The following is a 17215-nucleotide window of genomic DNA, read 5'->3' on the forward strand; positions in this document are numbered from 1 at the left end:
CCTTCAATTTTATTTGAAAATTTTTAATTAATAGGTTTGTTATTACACTCCTGTAATAACGTTGCCTAAACACTATCGTCATTAAATCGAAGGTATTTATGTGTTTTCGCGTCGCGAAAATAGTAAAAAAAGCCAATTAATTAATTTATAAGAGATAATGACTAGCAGAAAAAACAAAAATAGATGGAGAGAAAAAAATAAACTAAAACAGAGTGAGTTTAAATATAAAATAAAATGACAAAAAAGACCCTCAGATGAGGGCCTTTGATATAGAAAGGTATCTTTTGTGTCAGGGTACGAATTAACGTAACAGAGACAGAACAGTTTGTGGTACTTGGTTTGCTTGAGCAAGTACTGAAGTACCCGCTTGTTGCAAGATTTGACCACGGCTCATGTTAGAAACTTCTGTTGCATAGTCAGCATCTAAGATACGGCTACGTGAAGCAGATAAGTTGTTAACAGTGTTGTTCAGGTTGTTGATAGTAGATTCAAAACGGTTTTGAATCGCACCTAATTTAGAACGGCTTTCATCAATGGTATTGATAGCTTTGTCTAAAGTTGCTAAAGCGTCATCTTTAACGTCTAAAGTTTTAACTTCTTTAGCATCAGCCTCAGCAAATACTGTTTTTGAAGCACCTGCTTTCAGTGCTAATTTGTCATCACCATTTTTTTCTAAATCAGATTTATTAACAACAAATTTGTCACCAGCGTCATCTTCAATGATAACTTTATTAGCATCTGCAGTACCATCTACATTATATGCAGCAGCAGATTTTACAGTACCATTAGTACCGTCACCGAAATCCGCACCAGCAGCTAAAGTTTTAGCATCTGTAATTGCAGTACCTTCTTTAATTTCACCTTTTGTCACTGTAGTTTCAGTGAACAGTTTATCACTAGCAACACCTAATGTATCGTTATCAACTTTATCTAAGTTAAATTTGATAGTTTCATTATCGTTAGTACCAACTTGGATAACCATTTCTGATTTCTCACCGCTCAGTACTTTAACGCCGTTAAACTGAGTTTGTTCAGAAATACGGTTGATTTCGTCTAAACGTTCTTTCACTTCGTTTTGGATAGAAGTGATATCTGAATTAGAGTTAGTACCGTTTTTCGCTTGAACAGTTAACTCACGGATACGTTGTAAGTTATTGTTGATTTCGTTTAATGCACCTTCAGTTGTTTGAGCGATAGAGATACCATCGTTCGCATTACGTGAAGCTTGAGTTAAACCATTTACGTTTGAAGTGAAACGGTTAGCAATTGCTTGACCCGCTGCATCGTCTTTTGCACTGTTGATACGTAGACCAGAAGACAGACGCTCGATTGCACTTCCTAAAGTTCCCTGAGATTTGTTCAGGTTGTTTTGAGTTACCAGGGATAGATAGTTGGTATTAATGACTTGTGCCATAGCTAGATTCCTTTAAAATCAAGTCGATAAAATAAAAGTTTGCCTATTCATTTACGGTGTCAATCACCGGCAACAAGTTTATCGGCACCCCAGATACAACCTTTAACTTTTCCAACAAATTTTTCTGTGATTTTTTATAGAATCGTCATTAACTAAATGATATATAAAGAAATTAATTTATTATTTTTTTATATTATTTTTATCAATTCCCGTCATAAACCTTTTTTCTTATGCAAAATTCGACTTTAGTATTCAATGACAATAAAAGGCTTCTATATGGCGGTCTGTTTCCCTCATCAAAAATAGTAAATAGACGTAAACTTTTCGCCAATTCTTCCGATAACGCTGTGTAGGGATTATTTTACGAACACAGAAAGGAGACCAGTATGGCTGGTATTAGTGCACTAGGAATAGGCTCAAAGCTGCCACTTGGCGAGACATTAATGCAATTAGAAGCAGCAGAAAATAAGCGCCTTGAACCTTTAGACAAACAGATGAAAAGCTACGATGCACAAATTACTGCATATGGAAAAATTCGTAGCCAATTAGATAAATTACAGAAAGCATCTGAAGAATTAAAAAAATTCGATAAAATCGTCGCCACCAAAGTTGATGATGAGTTTGATGCCTTTAAAGTAACCACTGATGGTAAAGCAAGCATTGGTAATTATACGGTCTCGGTAACAGAGCTTGCCCATGCTCAAACACTGAAATCAAAAGCCGTCAGTGATATCAAAGATCCTATTGGTGAAACATTAGGTGAAGGCAAAACACGGACTTTAGTGATCACCCAAAAAGGTGAAAAAGAGCCTTTAAAAATAGAGTTAACAGACAGCCAAACTTCTATTATTGAATTACGTGATGCTATCAATAAAAAAGAAGGCAACGTTTCTGCCACTATTGTAAAAGCCCAAGATGGCGTTAACCATTTAGTTCTGACTTCTCGTAAAGAAGGTACAGATTCTCAAATGGAAATCACTGTTGAAGGTGATAGTAAGCTTAACGATTTTATTAGCTACTCCACTGAAAAAACCAGTGGTGCAATGACAGAGATCGTTAAAGCAAATAATGCAAAGTTAACGATTAATGGGATTGAAATTGAACGTCAAACTAATGAAATTAAAGATGCGCCTGAAGGGATCACATTAAATCTTAAGAAAAAAACCAATGATAATAAAGATGGCGTAGATAAGCCTGAAATTATTACGGTTGCGCGTGATATTGAGCCAATGAAAAAGGCCATAAAAGCCTGGACAGACGCTTATAATGAATTAAATAAAACCTATAAAGATTTCACCAAGTACACCCAAGTTGAAAAAGGTGAAGATGCCTCTAAAGACAATGGTGTGTTATTAGGTGATACCACTAGCCGGATGATTATGTCTGAGCTAAAAAGCTTTATCACTCGTTCTCAATCTTCATCTGAGATTGATACCCTTAATAAAATGGGCATTAAATTTAAAGTTGATGGCACATTAGAAGTTGATGATAAAAAACTCGATAAAGCATTAAAAGAAAAACCCGCTAACGTCAAAGAGTTTTTTATGGGGGATGGTAAAGAAACAGGTTTTGGTACTCAAACCTATAATTACCTGAAAAAAACGCTGCAATCCAACGACGGAACACTTGATATTGCCACTGATGGTGTTAAAAAACGTAAAAAATCGTTAGATAACCAAATTAAAAATACCAAACGTACTATTGAAGCGACGATGGAACGTTATAAAAAACAGTTTCAATTATTAGATAAAATGGTCAACTCCATGACTAACTCAAGTGCATCAATTGAACGTTTATTACGTTAATTTTTAAGTAGGATATTAGGATATTATGTATCAACAATCAGCCAGTAAAATGTATGCTCAAATTGATGTTGAAAGTGAGATTTTAAATGCTTCACCTTACCAGCTGATCCAAATCCTATTTAATGGGGCGCTAAGCGCCCTTCGCCGTGCATTAATATTAATGGAACAAGGAAATATCGCCGGTAAAGGAGAAAATATTTCTAAAGCCATTAACATTATTGGCAACGGCTTAAAACAGGGGCTGGATAAAGAAAAAGGGGAAGAGCTTGCTGAAAATTTAGCATTACTTTACGACTATATGATCACTCAACTACTCGATGCCAATTTAAAAAATAATCCAGAAAAAATTCATGAAGTCATCAAGTTATTAACTGAAATTTCTGATGCTTGGCAACAAATTGGCACACAGATTAATTCTTATTAAAAAGCGTGGACAGCAAATATGGATATAATGGCAGCTTACGAGCAGGTTTTGAAATTAAGTGAGCAAATGTTAACGCTTGCCAAAAATCAGCAGTGGGATCAGCTGATAGAAATGGAAATGGATTATTTAAAAAGTGTAGAAATTATCACTAAGATGATAAAACCCACTGAGGGTGAGCTGATAATACAACAGCAGCTCACCAATATGTTAAAGAAAATACTCGAAAATGAAAATGAGACGCGAAATTTATTACGAGCAAGATTAGATAAGCTCGCTGTTTTAATAAGACAGACTGAACAAGAGCAGAGGGTACAAAATAGCTATGGTCAGTTTTCAGAGCATAGTTATTATCCTGATCTCAATCTAAAATAACTTTCCTCTGCGCCAAAAGCGGTTTTATTAGCTAATGGCGTCTTTATTTACCGAGTTATATCTTGCTATACGATATTATTTGTTATCGGTAACGTTGTGACAATTAAATGATATGATATAAAAATAACATAATAAAAACTCAATTTATTACACTATATCATTAGACTATCGCTATCATCACCTACTCTTCCCCATCTATTTGTTCTCCATTTACTGATATCATCACCGATAAATAAAAATCGCCTACACATGGCAGGCGATAAACTTACTGTTTCAAATAGATAATAAATGATTTATTTGATCACATCGTAGAGTTGAGGGTTTGCAAAATAGTCTGCGGTTAATGCCATAGAAGGCTCATATTGTGCCCCATATATATCAGAGAATGCTTTACCCTCTTTACCTAATGAAACTTTACGTTCATCATCACCGCTACTTTCATATATGGAATAAGTTTTACGGCGCATAGCAATATATTTATCCACATCATTTTTAATATCAGTATGATGCTCAAATATCTCCTTATCAGTTAATTCTAGCTTGTTCGCTAATTGACATCCCCAACGTGTTAAACATCTTTCTGCAAAATGTCGCACAATTAACCCCGGTGAAAATAGTGCATTTTTACCTTCACTACCATCAATAGCAGCATTGCCTACTAAGGTCGCATGGCGTCCAGAAAGCGGGAAAATATGCATTTTCGTCTCAGCAGTCACTGTTGGAATAACGCAAGCAAATCCTTTTGAGCGTTCATCAATGGCATAAAATCCGACATATTCCTTAACATTGCTACCTAGTGTCACCTTTTCTGGTTGGAAATTAAGTGGCCCTGGAACTGGGTCAATAGCAAAAATATTGACTGGAATATCTTTTAATAGGGGATCTTTTAACATGGCATTGGCAAGCATATGACAGGTGATGCCACCACGGCTCCAACCAATTAAATTCACTTGGGTGGGAATGATGCCATCTTTGCGAAAGGTACGAATAATTTGTTGCTGAAGTTGTTGTTGAGTGACATAGCGGTCACCATAATTATATTTACGCCATAAAAAAGAGCCGGTCACTTCAACATCTTCAATGGGAATGCCCGCTTTTTTCAGTTGATTATATTGTTGTTCTGTTAACTTTTCACGTTGCCAGTCAAAGTTGCCTTTCATTAAGCACAGTGCATGTTCAACATTTTCTTCCCATCCACTGCCAAATAAAGAGCCTTTTATATCTGAATAATTAGGGCTTTCAACCCATAAATCATCTTCTTGCAAATTACCGCTACCTGGGCCATCTACAATAAACCACTGAGCAAATTCGCGATCTAGATTATTATGCGCCAAGGTGGAAACAAGCTCACCTTGCCAATAAACAGGATTATTATGATTATTATTATCAAAAGATGAAGCGCCGGTACCACATAAATAAACGGTTAATACTGTCATAATTAAAAATTCCTTGTATGTTTTACTAAAAAATCAAAATATGATCTCTATTTCCTTGTATCGAGCTATTCCTTAGCTCAAGTAAACTTTAACGACGACACTTTTTTTATTCAAATATAAAAAAGTCATTATCACAGTTCAGATCACATAATTAATAACTATTTAAGTTAAGTTGTATATTAATTGCTGTATAGCCATCTTAATTAAACTAATGCTATTCATTATCTGCTTTTTTAGCGAAAAAATTATTTTGATTATAAAAATAATATCGAATATTTCACGAAGTTAAGAGACTAAATCTTAATAGATTTATGATTTATTGTGATAGTGAAGAGAGTGGTTAAAAATAAATCATTAACGAAGTGTTTATTTTTCTTCTTACCGTTGAAGTTGAGATAAAAACAAAAAAATCTCGCTAATGATCTTAGCGAGATTTTTATCAATTGATACGCTTATAAACGATTAAATGCCACAACTCTCACCGCAGGAATATCAGCTTGAGCCCCTTGTGCAACTTCCTGACATGCTTTTTCTAACGCAATATGGGGTGTGATCCCACTCTCAGTTTCTACTATTTTATGCCCGGCGTAGGTATCACCATTTCTGGAACGCACTTTATACGCAATAAACCAATATTCCATATCATCACCGTTTACGTTATTAATCATAAAATTACCATAACGGTTTATGACTAACGTTAATGTGATAATAATCAATAATTTTCAGTTTTTTCGTATCAGGTTGATAAAAATGATAACAGCGTACAGATCTAGCGATTAGCTTCCATTTCAGTTTGTATCATTTTCTTAATTTTTGTGGCTTTTTCAAAATGATCTAATTTATGCGTCATTATCCACCAAGTTGCCGCTTCCATTAATAATTCAGGATCATCATTTTTATTAGCAAAAAAAGCATAAAAAGAGAGGCCTACCCCTTATCCCTTTTGTGCTATTTTTGTATCACATACTTGGATGATTTTTTGCTGTAACATTCTGCGCATCGTTTGTGTCACTCAGTGCGTTGTTAGTTAGTACAGCTTACATAGGAAGTATTGTCTTGTGAAGATGAAAATGACGAAAAGGGTTTTATTAAAAATGAGCGTTTTAAAGTTGATTAATTTAATTATATTTATATAAAAATATAAAACAATCTAAATAAGAGTATCTAATTAAAAATCTTATTTAATTAATATAAAACCCACATTTACCTATCGGGATTAAAACACTATTTTTAATTATTTCTTTTAGAGAACATCGGATAGTAAAATAAACTCACTTTAAGAAAGTCTAAATTAGATATATTAAAGAACATATTTATTTAACATTAAATAAATAAAAGGTGTATTATATAATATTGTTTTGTTATTTATCCTCTAAAAAAGAATAAAGGAATAATGATATGAAAAAAGTATTACTCAGTCTTGCTATGCTGAGTGTAATATCAACGCCAGTATTGGCTAAAACGCCTGTTGCTAACTTAAAAATCAATGGTGATATTAAACCACCAACTTGTACTATTAATGGTGGCAATGTTGATTTAGTCTACAATCTAGGGAATATTTCACCGTCCGTGATACCTAACGATATGACCTATAATCAACTTCCATCTATTTCGAATACACTGACAGTGACATGTGACTCATCAACTTTTTTAACTTTTAGAGCAACTGACGGCTATCCTAATTCCTTTATCCAAACTCCTGATATGAATATCAATTTTAGAGCACACGCTTTTAATTTAGTGGATAGTGCCGATACATCTAAAACCGTAGGTGGAATTACATACTGGTGGAAGAATGTAACAGTTGATGAAAAAGATGCTTATCTTTCACGAGCTAATGATGGCAGTTATGATAATGGTAATTGGTCTCGTGAGTACGAAATGGTAAAAGGTGCTACCGTTGGATGGACTGCTGAACAACAAAAATATGTCTCTCCTGATAAGCTTAACTTATTGTCTGGAAAGGCTTTTAAAGCTACATTCTATAATGATAATCAAATAGTGTATAATGTTGCGCAAACTTATTTGCACTCAAAAAAAATGTTAACGGAAGATGGCATTGATCTTACCATGGGTCTTGATTATACAGGCCAAGTGATTCTCGCTTTTAACTTTGGTGTCTAAATTTTAGAATAATTGATAATCACAATATAACCACATAAACATTTATATTGTGATTATCTTTTTATATTAATATGAATGAATACTATTTATGTATGAAAGTCACATCAAACAAGACATATTTATGATGCTTAGATGACTGAGAACGATCAAGGCCCAATATTGCTATTAAGCCAAACATTGAATGATCCTGTCCCCTATATGTCCCCATTGAGCCACAACAAAGATAATATTCTTTTATCTCAATGAGTTAACTTTATCACACCTGCATTGACATAATCTCTTGATAAGCGGCGACCAGCTTATTACGCACTTGTACGCCCATTTGTAATGAAATACTGGATTTTTGCATATCCACCATCACATCATTTAATTCAACGCCGGGCGTACCTAACGTAAATGCTTGTACTTTGTTGGTTGCATTAACACGAGTTTCGTTAATTTTACCTACTGCTTGAACCAACTGAGTTGCAAATCCTGCCTGTACTGGCTGGGGTTTGGCAATATTGGATGCTTGTAAAGTTTGAATTTGCATTTTATCCAGAACACTTTCAATAGCTGGAATTGACATATAAACCTCTGCGTTAATCATCTAATTCAATTTTTGAATCAATGTCATAGTAAGTAGGTGAACCAACACGCTTACCGAGTAATACCCTAACACAGGGGCTTCATTCCAAAGCGAGTAATTAACGCAAAAGTTAAAGGCTAATTACGCCATTAAATGAAACGCAAAAGGCCAATAATGAGACACCTGAGAGTAGGTTTATTTATTTGCGTAAGGGGAGTCTGTTTTGTTACGCCACGCTTTTAGTATTCATCCCGAACTACAAGGCAAGGATTGTCTATGAATGCCGAAAAAACCGACGTTGTGAACCAGAAAAAAGGTTTTAACGCCATTATTAACCGGATAAAAGCCGATCCGAAAATTCCGCTTATTATTGCGGGATCGGCGGCGATTGCCATTTTTGTTGCTGCTTTTTTATGGCTACAAAGCCCTGATTATAAAGTGCTTTATAGTAATCTTAGTGATAAAGATGGTGGCGAAATTGTCACACAGTTAACACAAATGAATGTACCCTATCGCCTATCACAAAATGGTTCTGCGATTATGGTACCTGACAATCAGGTTCATGAATTACGCCTGAAACTCGCACAAGCGGGGCTTCCAAAAGGTGGAGCTGCCGGTTTTGAACTACTTGATAAAGAAAAGTTTGGGATCAGCCAGTTCAGTGAACAGATTAACTATCAACGTGCACTTGAAGGGGAGCTTGCTCGTACCATCGAAACCTTAGGTCCAGTGCAAAATGCTCGTGTTCATTTAGCATTGCCTAAACCCTCTCTTTTTGTTCGTGAGCAAAAATCACCTTCTGCTTCTGTAACAGTAGGTCTGCTGCAAGGTAGAGCCTTGGACGAAGGTCAAATTAATGCCATCGTACATATTGTAGCAAGTAGTGTTGCAGGTATGCCCGATAGTAATGTGACCATTGTTGATCAAAGCGGTAAGTTATTAACACAGCCCGATGCTTTAGGTCGTGATCTTAATTCTATTCAACTCAAATATGTCCAAGAGTTGGAAAGTCGCTACCAGCAACGTATTGAAACACTATTAGGCCCTATTGTTGGGCGTGGTAATGTTCATGCGCAGGTCACCGCTCAAGTTGATTTTTCTCATACAGAAGAAACCGCTGAAGAGTACAAGCCTAATCAGCCCCCTAACCAAGCTGCAGTACGCTCAAAACAAGTGAGCCAAAGTGAGCAAAATGGAGGCATGTTAGCTGGCGGTGTGCCCGGTGCGTTATCTAATCAACCTGTTGCACCACCGCAAGCGCCGATTGAAAAAGCCAAAGACACGGCGGCTGATGAGAAAGCAACATCTACCAATGCTAATCGTTCAATGACGCGTAATCCAAACAGCAATAGCCGTTTAGATGAAACAACCAACTATGAAGTAGATCGTCGTATTCGTCATGTTAAACGACCTGTTGGCAATATTGAGCGCCTTTCTGTTGCGGTAATCGTCAATTACAAAACCGTAGAAGACAAGAAAAAAGCAACAGAAGGTGAAGAGCCTATTGTCGAAAATAAACAAGTTCCGTTAACCGATGAACAGCTTCAACAAATTGAAAGTTTAGTACGTGAAGCGATGGGTTATTCCCAAGAGCGCGGTGACTCTTTAAGTGTGGTTAATTCTCAATTTAACGATACCGAAGAGCCAGTGATTAGCGTTCCTATGTGGGAAAATCCACAAATATTGGCTAAAGCATTAGATTTAGGCCGCTGGTTATTGCTTGTTATCATCGCGCGGATCTTATGGCGTAAATTAGTGAAACCGCAACTTGAAAAACGCCGTGAAGCAGAAGTCGCCGCACAAAAAGCGATTTTGAAAACCAAGCTTGAAGTGACAGATGATGTCAACGAAGCCGAATTAGATGAAGAATCAAGACGTAAACAAGCACGTCAACGTGTTAGTGCCGAATTACAAAGCCAACGCATTCGAGAGATGGCAGAAAAAGATCCTCGTGTTGTAGCCATGGTAATTCGTCAATGGATGAGTAAAGAACAATGAGTAATGACTTAACTGGAACCGAAAAAAGCGCCGTTATGTTACTGACATTGGGTGAAGATCGCGCAGCAGAAGTATTTAAACATCTAACGACACGTGAAGTGCAACAACTGAGTATTGCGATGTCTTCTATGCGTCAGATCTCCAATCAACAACTCATTGATGTGATGGCAAGCTTCGAAGAAGATGCTGTTCAGTATGCAGCATTAAATGTGAATGCTAATGATTATTTACGCTCTGTACTTGTTAAAGCCTTAGGTGAAGAGCGTGCTAATAATCTGCTCGATGAGATCTCAGAAACCCGTGAAACCACAACAGGTATTGAGACACTTAACTTTATGGAGCCACAAATGGCTGCCGATATTATCCGTGATGAACATCCACAGATTATCGCCACCATTTTAGTTCACTTAAAACGTGGTCAAGCTGCTGATATTCTTGCTCTGTTTGATGAAAAATTACGTAATGACGTTATGTTACGTATCGCAACATTCGGTGGTGTTCAGCCATCAGCCTTAGCTGAATTAACGGAAGTACTGAACAATTTACTTGATGGTCAAAATCTCAAACGTAGCAAAATGGGTGGTGTTCGTACTGCAGCTGAAATTATCAACTTGATGAAAAGTCAGCAAGAAGAAAATGTTATCACCGCAGTACGCGATTACGACGGCGAATTGGCACAGAAAATTATCGACGAAATGTTCCTGTTCGAAAACCTTATCGATATCGACAACCGTTCAATTCAGCGCATTCTACAGGAAGTGGAATCCGAATCCTTGGTTGTGGCATTAAAAGGTTGCGATCAAGAACTACGCGATCATTTCCTCAACAATATGTCGCAGCGTGCTGCTGAAATTATGCGTGATGACTTGGCGTCTCGTGGACCTGTTCGCATGTCTCAAGTGGAAGCTGAGCAAAAAGCAATTCTGCTTATTGTACGTCGCTTAGCTGAGAGCGGTGAAGTTGTTCTTCATGGAGGAGACGATACCTATGTCTGATAAAAATACTGATACAAACTGGAAGCCTTGGGTTCCAAAAGAACTTATTGACTGGGAATTAAAAGTCAAGGAAGACACGGGGTTAGACGAGAAGGAAGACGAAAATCAAGAAAAAGAAGTCGTTCAGCAACAGAAAGTCCTCGAGCAAATTAATATGCTTGATGACATGAAAGAAAAGGCTCAAAAACTGGGCCATGCTGAAGGCTTTGAGGCAGGGAAAAACCAGGGTTATCAGGAAGGCTATCAGGCAGGATTACAATCGGGTATCGAAGAAGGTATCCGTCAAGGCATTGCTAAACAAGAACCTTTTATTAATGAATGGCAAGGCTTATTAGCTGAATTTAGGCATTCATTAAATGGTTTAGATAGTGTTATTGCCTCACGATTAATGCAGATAGCACTCACAGCAGCCAAAGAAGTACTTGGACAACCTGCGGTCTGTGATGGCTCTGCATTACTTGCTCAAATTACACTAATGTTGCAACAAGAGCAGATGTTTGCAGGGGATCCACAGCTACGGATTAACCCTAAACATATCCCTCTGATTGAAAAGGAATTAGGCGATTCTCTTACCGCCCACGGTTGGAAAGTGGTGGCTGATAATAGTATCCATGTAGGGGGATGCCGTGTTGTAACCAATGATGGTGATCTTGATTCCACAATTGCGACACGTTGGCATGAATTGTGTCGTCTTGCTGCACCGGAGGCGTTGTAATGACCGCAAGATTGGGGCGTTGGTTAGAAAAGCTCAATGAAGCAGAATCTCGTTTAAATAAAATTCCGCGCATACGCCAATATGGTCGCTTAACCCGTGCTACAGGCTTAGTCATGGAAGCTAAGGGGCTAGTTATGCCCCTTGGCTCTACCTGCTTAATAGAACGTACCATTGGTAAAACGGTTGAAGAAGTTGAAAGTGAAGTCGTCGGATTTAACGGTAGCCAAATGTTACTCATGCCACTACAAGAAGTGGAAGGATTAACCCCAGGTGCTCGAGTCTACGCTCAATCGATCCCCGGTCGTGAAGGCGAAGGCCGACAATTGCCCCTTGGTGATGCCTTATTAGGCCGCGTACTTGATGGCTCTGGTGATCCGCTAGATGGTTTACCGCCGCCAGATACCAGTTATCGAGCCCCACTGATTACACCACCTATCAACCCATTACAACGTACCCCTATTACAGATGTACTTGATGTGGGTGTACGTGCCATCAATGCACTACTTACGGTCGGCCGTGGCCAACGTATGGGACTCTTTGCCGGCTCAGGTGTCGGGAAAAGTGTTCTATTAGGTATGATGGCGCGTTTTACTCAAGCCGACGTCATTGTCGTGGGGCTTATTGGTGAACGTGGTCGTGAAGTTAAAGACTTCATAGAGAATATCCTAGGTAAAGAAGGATTAGCACGCTCAGTGGTAGTAGCAGCACCTGCTGATGTTTCGCCACTCTTACGAATGCAAGGTGCTTCTTATGCAACCCGTATTGCCGAAGATTTTCGTGATCGCGGTAAACATGTTTTATTAATTATGGATTCGTTAACTCGCTATAGCATGGCGCAGCGTGAAATTGCCTTAGCCGTTGGTGAACCGCCGGCGACAAAAGGTTATCCCCCTTCTGTATTTGCAAAATTACCCGCACTTGTTGAGCGTGCCGGTAATGGCGTTGATGGTGGTGGCTCCATTACTGCTTTCTATACCGTGTTAACAGAAGGTGACGATCAGCAAGATCCAATCGCTGATTCTGCCCGTGCTATTTTGGATGGCCATATCGTGCTTTCGCGTTCACTGGCGGAATCGGGTCACTACCCTGCTATTGATATTGAAGCGTCCATTAGCCGTGCGATGACCTCACTGATTGATAAAACACATTATCGCCGAGTACAAGTATTTAAGCAGCTATTATCCAGTTATCAGCGCAATCGCGACTTAATTAATGTAGGGGCTTATGCTGCAGGCAGTGATCCTATGCTGGATAAGGCGATTGCCCTTTATCCATCATTAGCAAAATTCTTACAACAAGATATTCAAGAGCAATGTAGCTATCAACATGCTTGTGAACAACTTAATCAACTGATCACACTAGATTCATTCTGAGCATAATCAGAAAAAGTAAAGAGGGTTCCAATGCGGGAGCAGTCACCTTTAGTGACACTGAGGGAACTGGCACAGACAGCGGCAGAACAAGCCGCTGTCCAACTAGCCCAAGTCCGCCAGAGTCATCAACAGATGGAACAGCAACTCAATATGTTGATCGGGTATCAGGATGAATACCGTGTTCGTCTCAACCAGACGTTAAATGTGGGAGGCATGTCATCAGCATCATGGCAAAACTATCAACAATTTCTCAAAACACTTGAATTAACTATCGAGCAACATAAACAACAACTTCGTCATTGGCAAGCGCAACTCGACCTTGCAACGGAACATTGGCGAGAAAAACAGCAACGACTCAATGCGTTTGAGACATTGGAGCAACGCGCTGAAGATAGCCGTAAGCGACAACTTGATCGTATTGAGCAGAAACAAATGGATGAGTACGCACAGCGTAGTACTTTACGGAGAACAACTTGATGGAGATAACGCTTCTGACCATGGATGTCACAGCAACCTCTCCGGGAACGACATCCGCTACAACAAGTCAACCCGGTGATAATGCGTCGACATTTGCACAACTTCTGAGTACTCAACCTCAGAATACACCCAGTGATAAAAAAAACGCCTCTATTTCAGGCCATTCCTCAAAAGAGAATAAGGCGCACAATCACACTGAAAAAAATAAAGACCAACAAAATGATGACGATATTGATACTATTGTCACTGAATATGCGGCATTAGAGGCGCCAGCAACGAAAAATACCCATCTTGCCCTCTCGTTACCTGATAATGAGCAATTTAGCTCAATTCTTGAAAATAAAACGGCCTCTTCATTAATGTCCGCAGAAGAATTAGCGGCAGAACTTCCAGTACAACTTGCTGGGCTTGCAGGGTTAAAATCTACATCGCTTTCAGCCAACCAAGCTCATCAGCCACATTCGTTGGGAACCTCGTTAAAGCATGCTGGGAATGGAAACGAGTTATCTCATCTTATGGCAGAAAATGCCCGTGCTGAGCGTGATCTTGTCGATAAATGGCAACAATTCAATACGCAAGCTAATGCAGATGACAAATCATTGCTTGCTCAATTACGACCTGAAACAGCGTCATTAACCCAACTTGCAACACATGAAGCTCGCCATTTAACAAATGGGCATTCAGCAAAGAAAGTCGATAACGCTTCACTGTTATCTTCCGTGGCAGAAAAAGCGGATGGATTGTTAGCCGATGACAAAGCATCAGCCAATACAAAATTAGCCGATAATCTGGCAAACCAAATAATCGGTAATAACCGTATTGCTGAACGCGATCTACACAATAGATTATCAACCTCTTCGGTGTTTGCCTCTTCATCAGTAGCAAGTCATGCACAACCGTCATCAATGATGCAAGCGCAAATGCACTTTCCTTCGATGCCTACCCCGATGTTAAATGCACAAATAGGCACACCGGAATGGCAACAGCAACTCAATCAGCAAATTGTGATGTTTAGTCGTAATGGTTTACAAAAAGCTGAGCTACGTTTACATCCCGAGGAGTTGGGTTCATTACATATTCGCATGAAAATTGAAGATGGACAGGCTCAATTACATCTTGCCTCTCAAAATGGACAAGTGCGTACTGTGTTAGAAAATTCCCTGCATCATTTGCGTCAAGCGCTCTCTGAAAATGGGATACAACTCACACAAAGTCAAGTGTCTAGCGACAGTCATGACGGTTGGCAACAACAAAATATGTCAGATTCCTCTCAATTTAGTGGAAATGGTGCCGATAATCATCAAAGAAGCGAGGGTAATTCTATGCAATTAGCCTCAGAAACGGCACAAAAGATAACCCTTACGCCTCAAGAGTTAGCCTCTGCTCGTGGTGGTGTCGATATTTTTGCCTAATACAAATGTATTGGGAGGACACACTATGTCAATAAACGTAAGAGTTAATGGTTTTTTCCCTATCTGTTTCTGCCATTAAAAAACAGAAATAGCGGGATAATTAAGGTTGATTTAGATGGATATGGAAGTCCACAAAAGTGAACACGTATCCACTACAAAACAGGAATTTAACTGTCCATGTCTAATTACAGCAATGAACGTAAAAGCTATAGCTTAATTCTGATCATCCTATTATTGGTGATCGCCATTATTGCAGCGGCATTCGGTGGATATAGTTGGTGGGCATTGAAGCATGCTAAATCAGGTACTACGGGCACTAGTCAGCAAAAAGTTATACCGGCCCCCGTTTTTATGTCATTAGAGCCTTTTACCATCAATCTGATTGATGAAGAAGAACATTTAGATCGCGTACTCTACATAGGGATCACGTTACGCTTACATGATGAGAATACACGTAAGCGCTTACATGATTATTTACCCGAAGTTCGTAGTCGCTTGCTACTACTTCTTTCTCGTCAACACGCTAATAAAATTGCAACAGATGCGGGGAAACAACAACTCATGACAGAAATAAAAGAAACGCTGAGACCGACTCTTGTACCGGGTGAATCTGAACAGATCCTCTCCGATGTACTGTTTACCACGTTTATTCTGCGATAATCATTATGAGCGATAATATCCTTTCACAGGCAGAGATAGATGCTCTGCTGAATGATGACACATCAGGTGACGACGCCCAAAAAAGCGCGAACAGGGAACCTGCGATAGCGAAGGATCCGAATGAACCGGATATTCAGCCTTATGACCCGAACACGCAACGTCGTGTCGTTCGAGAACGGTTACAGTCGTTAGAAATTATTAACGAACGTTTTGCGCGTCAATTCCGTATGGGGCTGTTTAATATGCTTCGCCGAAGCCCTGATATCACGGTTGGTGGCATAAAAATTCATCCTTATCATGACTTTGCCCGTAACCTACCTGTACCAACTAATCTAAATTTGGTGCATTTAAAACCGTTACGTGGCACAGCGTTATTTACCTTTGAGCCGAATCTGGTTTATATCGCGGTTGATAACCTGTTTGGTGGCGATGGGCGTTTTCCAATTCCCGTTGAAGGACGCGAGTTCACCAATACAGAGCAGCGTATTATCAACAAAATGTTAAAACTGGCACTTGATGCCTATCGTGATGCTTGGGACTCCATCTTCAAAATTCAAGTTGAATATGTTCGTTCTGAGATGCAGGTAAAATTTACCAATATCACCTCATCACCAAATGACATTGTGGTGACGACACCTTTTCAAGTAGAAATTGGCTCTATGGTAGGGGAATTTAGTATCTGTATTCCTTTTGCCATGATTGAACCGCTACGTGAACGGCTAATCAATCCACCAATTGAAAACCTTCGCCAAGAAGATAGCGTTTGGTTAGACAGTTTAGTAAACCAAGTTAAGCACTCAGAGCTTGAGTTGGTTGCTAATTTTACTGACATTCCGCTGCGTTTATCAAAAGTCCTTACCCTGAAAAAAGGGGATGTGCTCCCTATTGATAAACCAGAAAGATTGATTGCACATGTTGATGGTGTGCCGGTATTAACAAGTCAATACGGTACAGTCCATGGGCAATACGCCCTTCGTGTTGAACATTTAATTAACCCTGTTTTAAACGCTCTGGATGAGGAACAAACCAATGAGTGATGAAAATCGCCCAACTGATAATTCACAATCGGCTGAGGATATGTGGGCTGATGCAATGGAACAGCAAACTGGCAAAAGCCAAGATAATAGTTCCGACGTATTCGAACATCTGTTACCTGAAGATGATACGCTTAATCATCTATCTGATATCAATTTGATTATGGATATTCCTGTCAAATTGACAGTAGAGTTAGGGCGTACCAAAATGACGATTAAAAAACTCCTAAGCCTATCACAAGGCTCTGTAGTGTCATTAGATGGGCTTGCGGGTGAACCCCTTGATATTCTTATCAATGGCTACTTAATCGCCCAAGGAGAAGTCGTGGTCGTTTCTGATAAATATGGTATTCGCATTACCGATATCATCACTCCTTCAGAACGTATGCGCCGTCTGAGTCGTTGATC

17 protein-coding genes and 1 pseudogene are annotated in these 17215 nt (G+C 39.0%); 13 read left to right on the plus strand and 5 right to left on the minus strand.

Annotated features, from left to right (window positions below):
- Nucleotides 1-301: 301 nt before the first annotated feature.
- Nucleotides 302-1414 carry a FliC/FljB family flagellin gene (locus AACV00_RS09825; RefSeq protein ID WP_104459748.1) on the minus strand — a complete coding sequence of 371 codons (1113 nt, stop codon included), beginning with the start codon at nucleotides 1412-1414 and terminating at the stop codon, nucleotides 302-304.
- A gap of 386 nt (nucleotides 1415-1800) precedes the next feature.
- Here AACV00_RS09825 and fliD point away from each other — a divergent pair, with 386 nt between their 5' ends.
- From fliD to fliT, 3 genes are read left to right on the plus strand one after another with little or no spacing between them, the layout of a single operon-like run.
- Complete coding sequence (fliD, locus tag AACV00_RS09830; protein ID WP_004248323.1) at nucleotides 1801-3219, plus strand: flagellar filament capping protein FliD; 1419 nt, start codon at nucleotides 1801-1803, stop codon at nucleotides 3217-3219.
- A 25-nt stretch (nucleotides 3220-3244) separates the two neighbouring features.
- Entirely contained in the window at nucleotides 3245-3643 is a 399-nt protein-coding gene (fliS, locus tag AACV00_RS09835) for a flagellar export chaperone FliS (RefSeq protein ID WP_004243499.1), read from the plus strand.
- A gap of 18 nt (nucleotides 3644-3661) precedes the next feature.
- Nucleotides 3662-4015 carry a flagellar protein FliT gene (gene fliT, locus AACV00_RS09840; protein ID WP_004243500.1) on the plus strand — a complete coding sequence of 118 codons (354 nt, stop codon included), beginning with the start codon at nucleotides 3662-3664 and terminating at the stop codon, nucleotides 4013-4015.
- A gap of 293 nt (nucleotides 4016-4308) precedes the next feature.
- Here fliT and AACV00_RS09845 read toward each other — a convergent pair whose 3' ends face one another.
- The 3 genes and pseudogenes from AACV00_RS09845 to AACV00_RS09855 form a co-directional block, all read right to left on the minus strand.
- Entirely contained in the window at nucleotides 4309-5451 is a 1143-nt protein-coding gene (locus AACV00_RS09845; RefSeq protein ID WP_104459749.1) for a hypothetical protein, read from the minus strand.
- A gap of 452 nt (nucleotides 5452-5903) precedes the next feature.
- Nucleotides 5904-6119 carry a hypothetical protein gene (locus tag AACV00_RS09850; protein ID WP_004243502.1) on the minus strand — a complete coding sequence of 72 codons (216 nt, stop codon included), beginning with the start codon at nucleotides 6117-6119 and terminating at the stop codon, nucleotides 5904-5906.
- 101 nt (nucleotides 6120-6220) lie between these two features.
- Nucleotides 6221-6451 (minus strand): annotated as a pseudogene (locus tag AACV00_RS09855) (DUF6500 family protein).
- Between the two features lie 398 nt (nucleotides 6452-6849).
- Here AACV00_RS09855 and AACV00_RS09860 point away from each other — a divergent pair.
- On the plus strand, nucleotides 6850-7575 hold the full coding sequence (locus AACV00_RS09860; protein ID WP_104459750.1) for a fimbrial protein: 726 nt from the start codon (nucleotides 6850-6852) through the stop codon (nucleotides 7573-7575).
- A 256-nt stretch (nucleotides 7576-7831) separates the two neighbouring features.
- Here AACV00_RS09860 and fliE read toward each other — a convergent pair whose 3' ends face one another.
- Complete coding sequence (fliE, locus tag AACV00_RS09865; protein ID WP_004248328.1) at nucleotides 7832-8143, minus strand: flagellar hook-basal body complex protein FliE; 312 nt, start codon at nucleotides 8141-8143, stop codon at nucleotides 7832-7834.
- A 276-nt stretch (nucleotides 8144-8419) separates the two neighbouring features.
- Between fliE and fliF the strand changes: the two genes are divergently transcribed.
- The 9 genes from fliF (at nucleotide 8420) to fliN (ending at nucleotide 17213) form a co-directional block, all read left to right on the plus strand.
- Nucleotides 8420-10141 carry a flagellar basal-body MS-ring/collar protein FliF gene (gene fliF, locus AACV00_RS09870; RefSeq protein ID WP_104459752.1) on the plus strand — a complete coding sequence of 574 codons (1722 nt, stop codon included), beginning with the start codon at nucleotides 8420-8422 and terminating at the stop codon, nucleotides 10139-10141.
- The gene (fliG, locus tag AACV00_RS09875; RefSeq protein WP_004243510.1) at nucleotides 10138-11136 is read left to right on the plus strand and encodes a flagellar motor switch protein FliG; all 999 of its coding nucleotides are present in this window, start codon (nucleotides 10138-10140) and stop codon (nucleotides 11134-11136) included. Before fliF ends, fliG begins: the two co-directional genes overlap by 4 nt.
- On the plus strand, nucleotides 11129-11851 hold the full coding sequence (fliH, locus tag AACV00_RS09880; protein ID WP_004243511.1) for a flagellar assembly protein FliH: 723 nt from the start codon (nucleotides 11129-11131) through the stop codon (nucleotides 11849-11851). The genes fliG and fliH overlap by 8 nt, the downstream gene beginning before the upstream one ends.
- A complete protein-coding gene (gene fliI, locus AACV00_RS09885; RefSeq protein ID WP_046334241.1) occupies nucleotides 11851-13224 on the plus strand; it encodes a flagellar protein export ATPase FliI in 1374 nt (457 codons plus the stop codon). The genes fliH and fliI overlap by 1 nt, the downstream gene beginning before the upstream one ends.
- Before the next feature lie 30 nt (nucleotides 13225-13254).
- Entirely contained in the window at nucleotides 13255-13701 is a 447-nt protein-coding gene (gene fliJ, locus AACV00_RS09890; protein ID WP_004243513.1) for a flagellar export protein FliJ, read from the plus strand.
- Nucleotides 13701-15113, plus strand: coding sequence for a flagellar hook-length control protein FliK (locus AACV00_RS09895; RefSeq protein WP_036969829.1), 1413 nt, complete (start codon nucleotides 13701-13703; stop codon nucleotides 15111-15113). Before fliJ ends, AACV00_RS09895 begins: the two co-directional genes overlap by 1 nt.
- A gap of 177 nt (nucleotides 15114-15290) precedes the next feature.
- Nucleotides 15291-15773 (plus strand): flagellar basal body-associated protein FliL, encoded by a 483-nt coding sequence (gene fliL, locus AACV00_RS09900; protein ID WP_004243519.1) that lies wholly within the window; start codon nucleotides 15291-15293, stop codon nucleotides 15771-15773.
- Nucleotides 15774-15778: 5 nt separating this feature from the next.
- Nucleotides 15779-16810: a flagellar motor switch protein FliM gene (gene fliM / locus AACV00_RS09905; RefSeq protein ID WP_004243520.1), complete on the plus strand. Its 1032-nt coding sequence runs from the start codon at nucleotides 15779-15781 to the stop codon at nucleotides 16808-16810.
- Complete coding sequence (gene fliN, locus AACV00_RS09910; protein ID WP_004243521.1) at nucleotides 16803-17213, plus strand: flagellar motor switch protein FliN; 411 nt, start codon at nucleotides 16803-16805, stop codon at nucleotides 17211-17213. Before fliM ends, fliN begins: the two co-directional genes overlap by 8 nt.
- Nucleotides 17214-17215: the final 2 nt, after the last annotated feature.

It is taken from the genome of Proteus sp. G3927, from assembly GCF_963894685.1.
Lineage (GTDB): Bacteria > Pseudomonadota > Gammaproteobacteria > Enterobacterales > Enterobacteriaceae > Proteus > Proteus mirabilis.

What these genes read in the sequence shown, in the direction of transcription:
- AACV00_RS09825 (WP_104459748.1), bottom strand. Translation starts at nt 1,414, where the DNA reads ATGGCACAAGTCATTAATACCAACTATCTATCCCTGGTAACTCAAAAC.
- fliD (WP_004248323.1), top strand. Translation starts at nt 1,801, where the DNA reads ATGGCTGGTATTAGTGCACTAGGAATAGGCTCAAAGCTGCCACTTGGC.
- fliS (WP_004243499.1), top strand. Translation starts at nt 3,245, where the DNA reads ATGTATCAACAATCAGCCAGTAAAATGTATGCTCAAATTGATGTTGAA.
- fliT (WP_004243500.1), top strand. Translation starts at nt 3,662, where the DNA reads ATGGATATAATGGCAGCTTACGAGCAGGTTTTGAAATTAAGTGAGCAA.
- AACV00_RS09845 (WP_104459749.1), bottom strand. Translation starts at nt 5,451, where the DNA reads ATGACAGTATTAACCGTTTATTTATGTGGTACCGGCGCTTCATCTTTT.
- AACV00_RS09850 (WP_004243502.1), bottom strand. Translation starts at nt 6,119, where the DNA reads ATGATTAATAACGTAAACGGTGATGATATGGAATATTGGTTTATTGCG.
- AACV00_RS09860 (WP_104459750.1), top strand. Translation starts at nt 6,850, where the DNA reads ATGAAAAAAGTATTACTCAGTCTTGCTATGCTGAGTGTAATATCAACG.
- fliE (WP_004248328.1), bottom strand. Translation starts at nt 8,143, where the DNA reads ATGTCAATTCCAGCTATTGAAAGTGTTCTGGATAAAATGCAAATTCAA.
- fliF (WP_104459752.1), top strand. Translation starts at nt 8,420, where the DNA reads ATGAATGCCGAAAAAACCGACGTTGTGAACCAGAAAAAAGGTTTTAAC.
- fliG (WP_004243510.1), top strand. Translation starts at nt 10,138, where the DNA reads ATGAGTAATGACTTAACTGGAACCGAAAAAAGCGCCGTTATGTTACTG.
- fliH (WP_004243511.1), top strand. Translation starts at nt 11,129, where the DNA reads ATGTCTGATAAAAATACTGATACAAACTGGAAGCCTTGGGTTCCAAAA.
- fliI (WP_046334241.1), top strand. Translation starts at nt 11,851, where the DNA reads ATGACCGCAAGATTGGGGCGTTGGTTAGAAAAGCTCAATGAAGCAGAA.
- fliJ (WP_004243513.1), top strand. Translation starts at nt 13,255, where the DNA reads ATGCGGGAGCAGTCACCTTTAGTGACACTGAGGGAACTGGCACAGACA.
- AACV00_RS09895 (WP_036969829.1), top strand. Translation starts at nt 13,701, where the DNA reads ATGGAGATAACGCTTCTGACCATGGATGTCACAGCAACCTCTCCGGGA.
- fliL (WP_004243519.1), top strand. Translation starts at nt 15,291, where the DNA reads ATGTCTAATTACAGCAATGAACGTAAAAGCTATAGCTTAATTCTGATC.
- fliM (WP_004243520.1), top strand. Translation starts at nt 15,779, where the DNA reads ATGAGCGATAATATCCTTTCACAGGCAGAGATAGATGCTCTGCTGAAT.
- fliN (WP_004243521.1), top strand. Translation starts at nt 16,803, where the DNA reads ATGAGTGATGAAAATCGCCCAACTGATAATTCACAATCGGCTGAGGAT.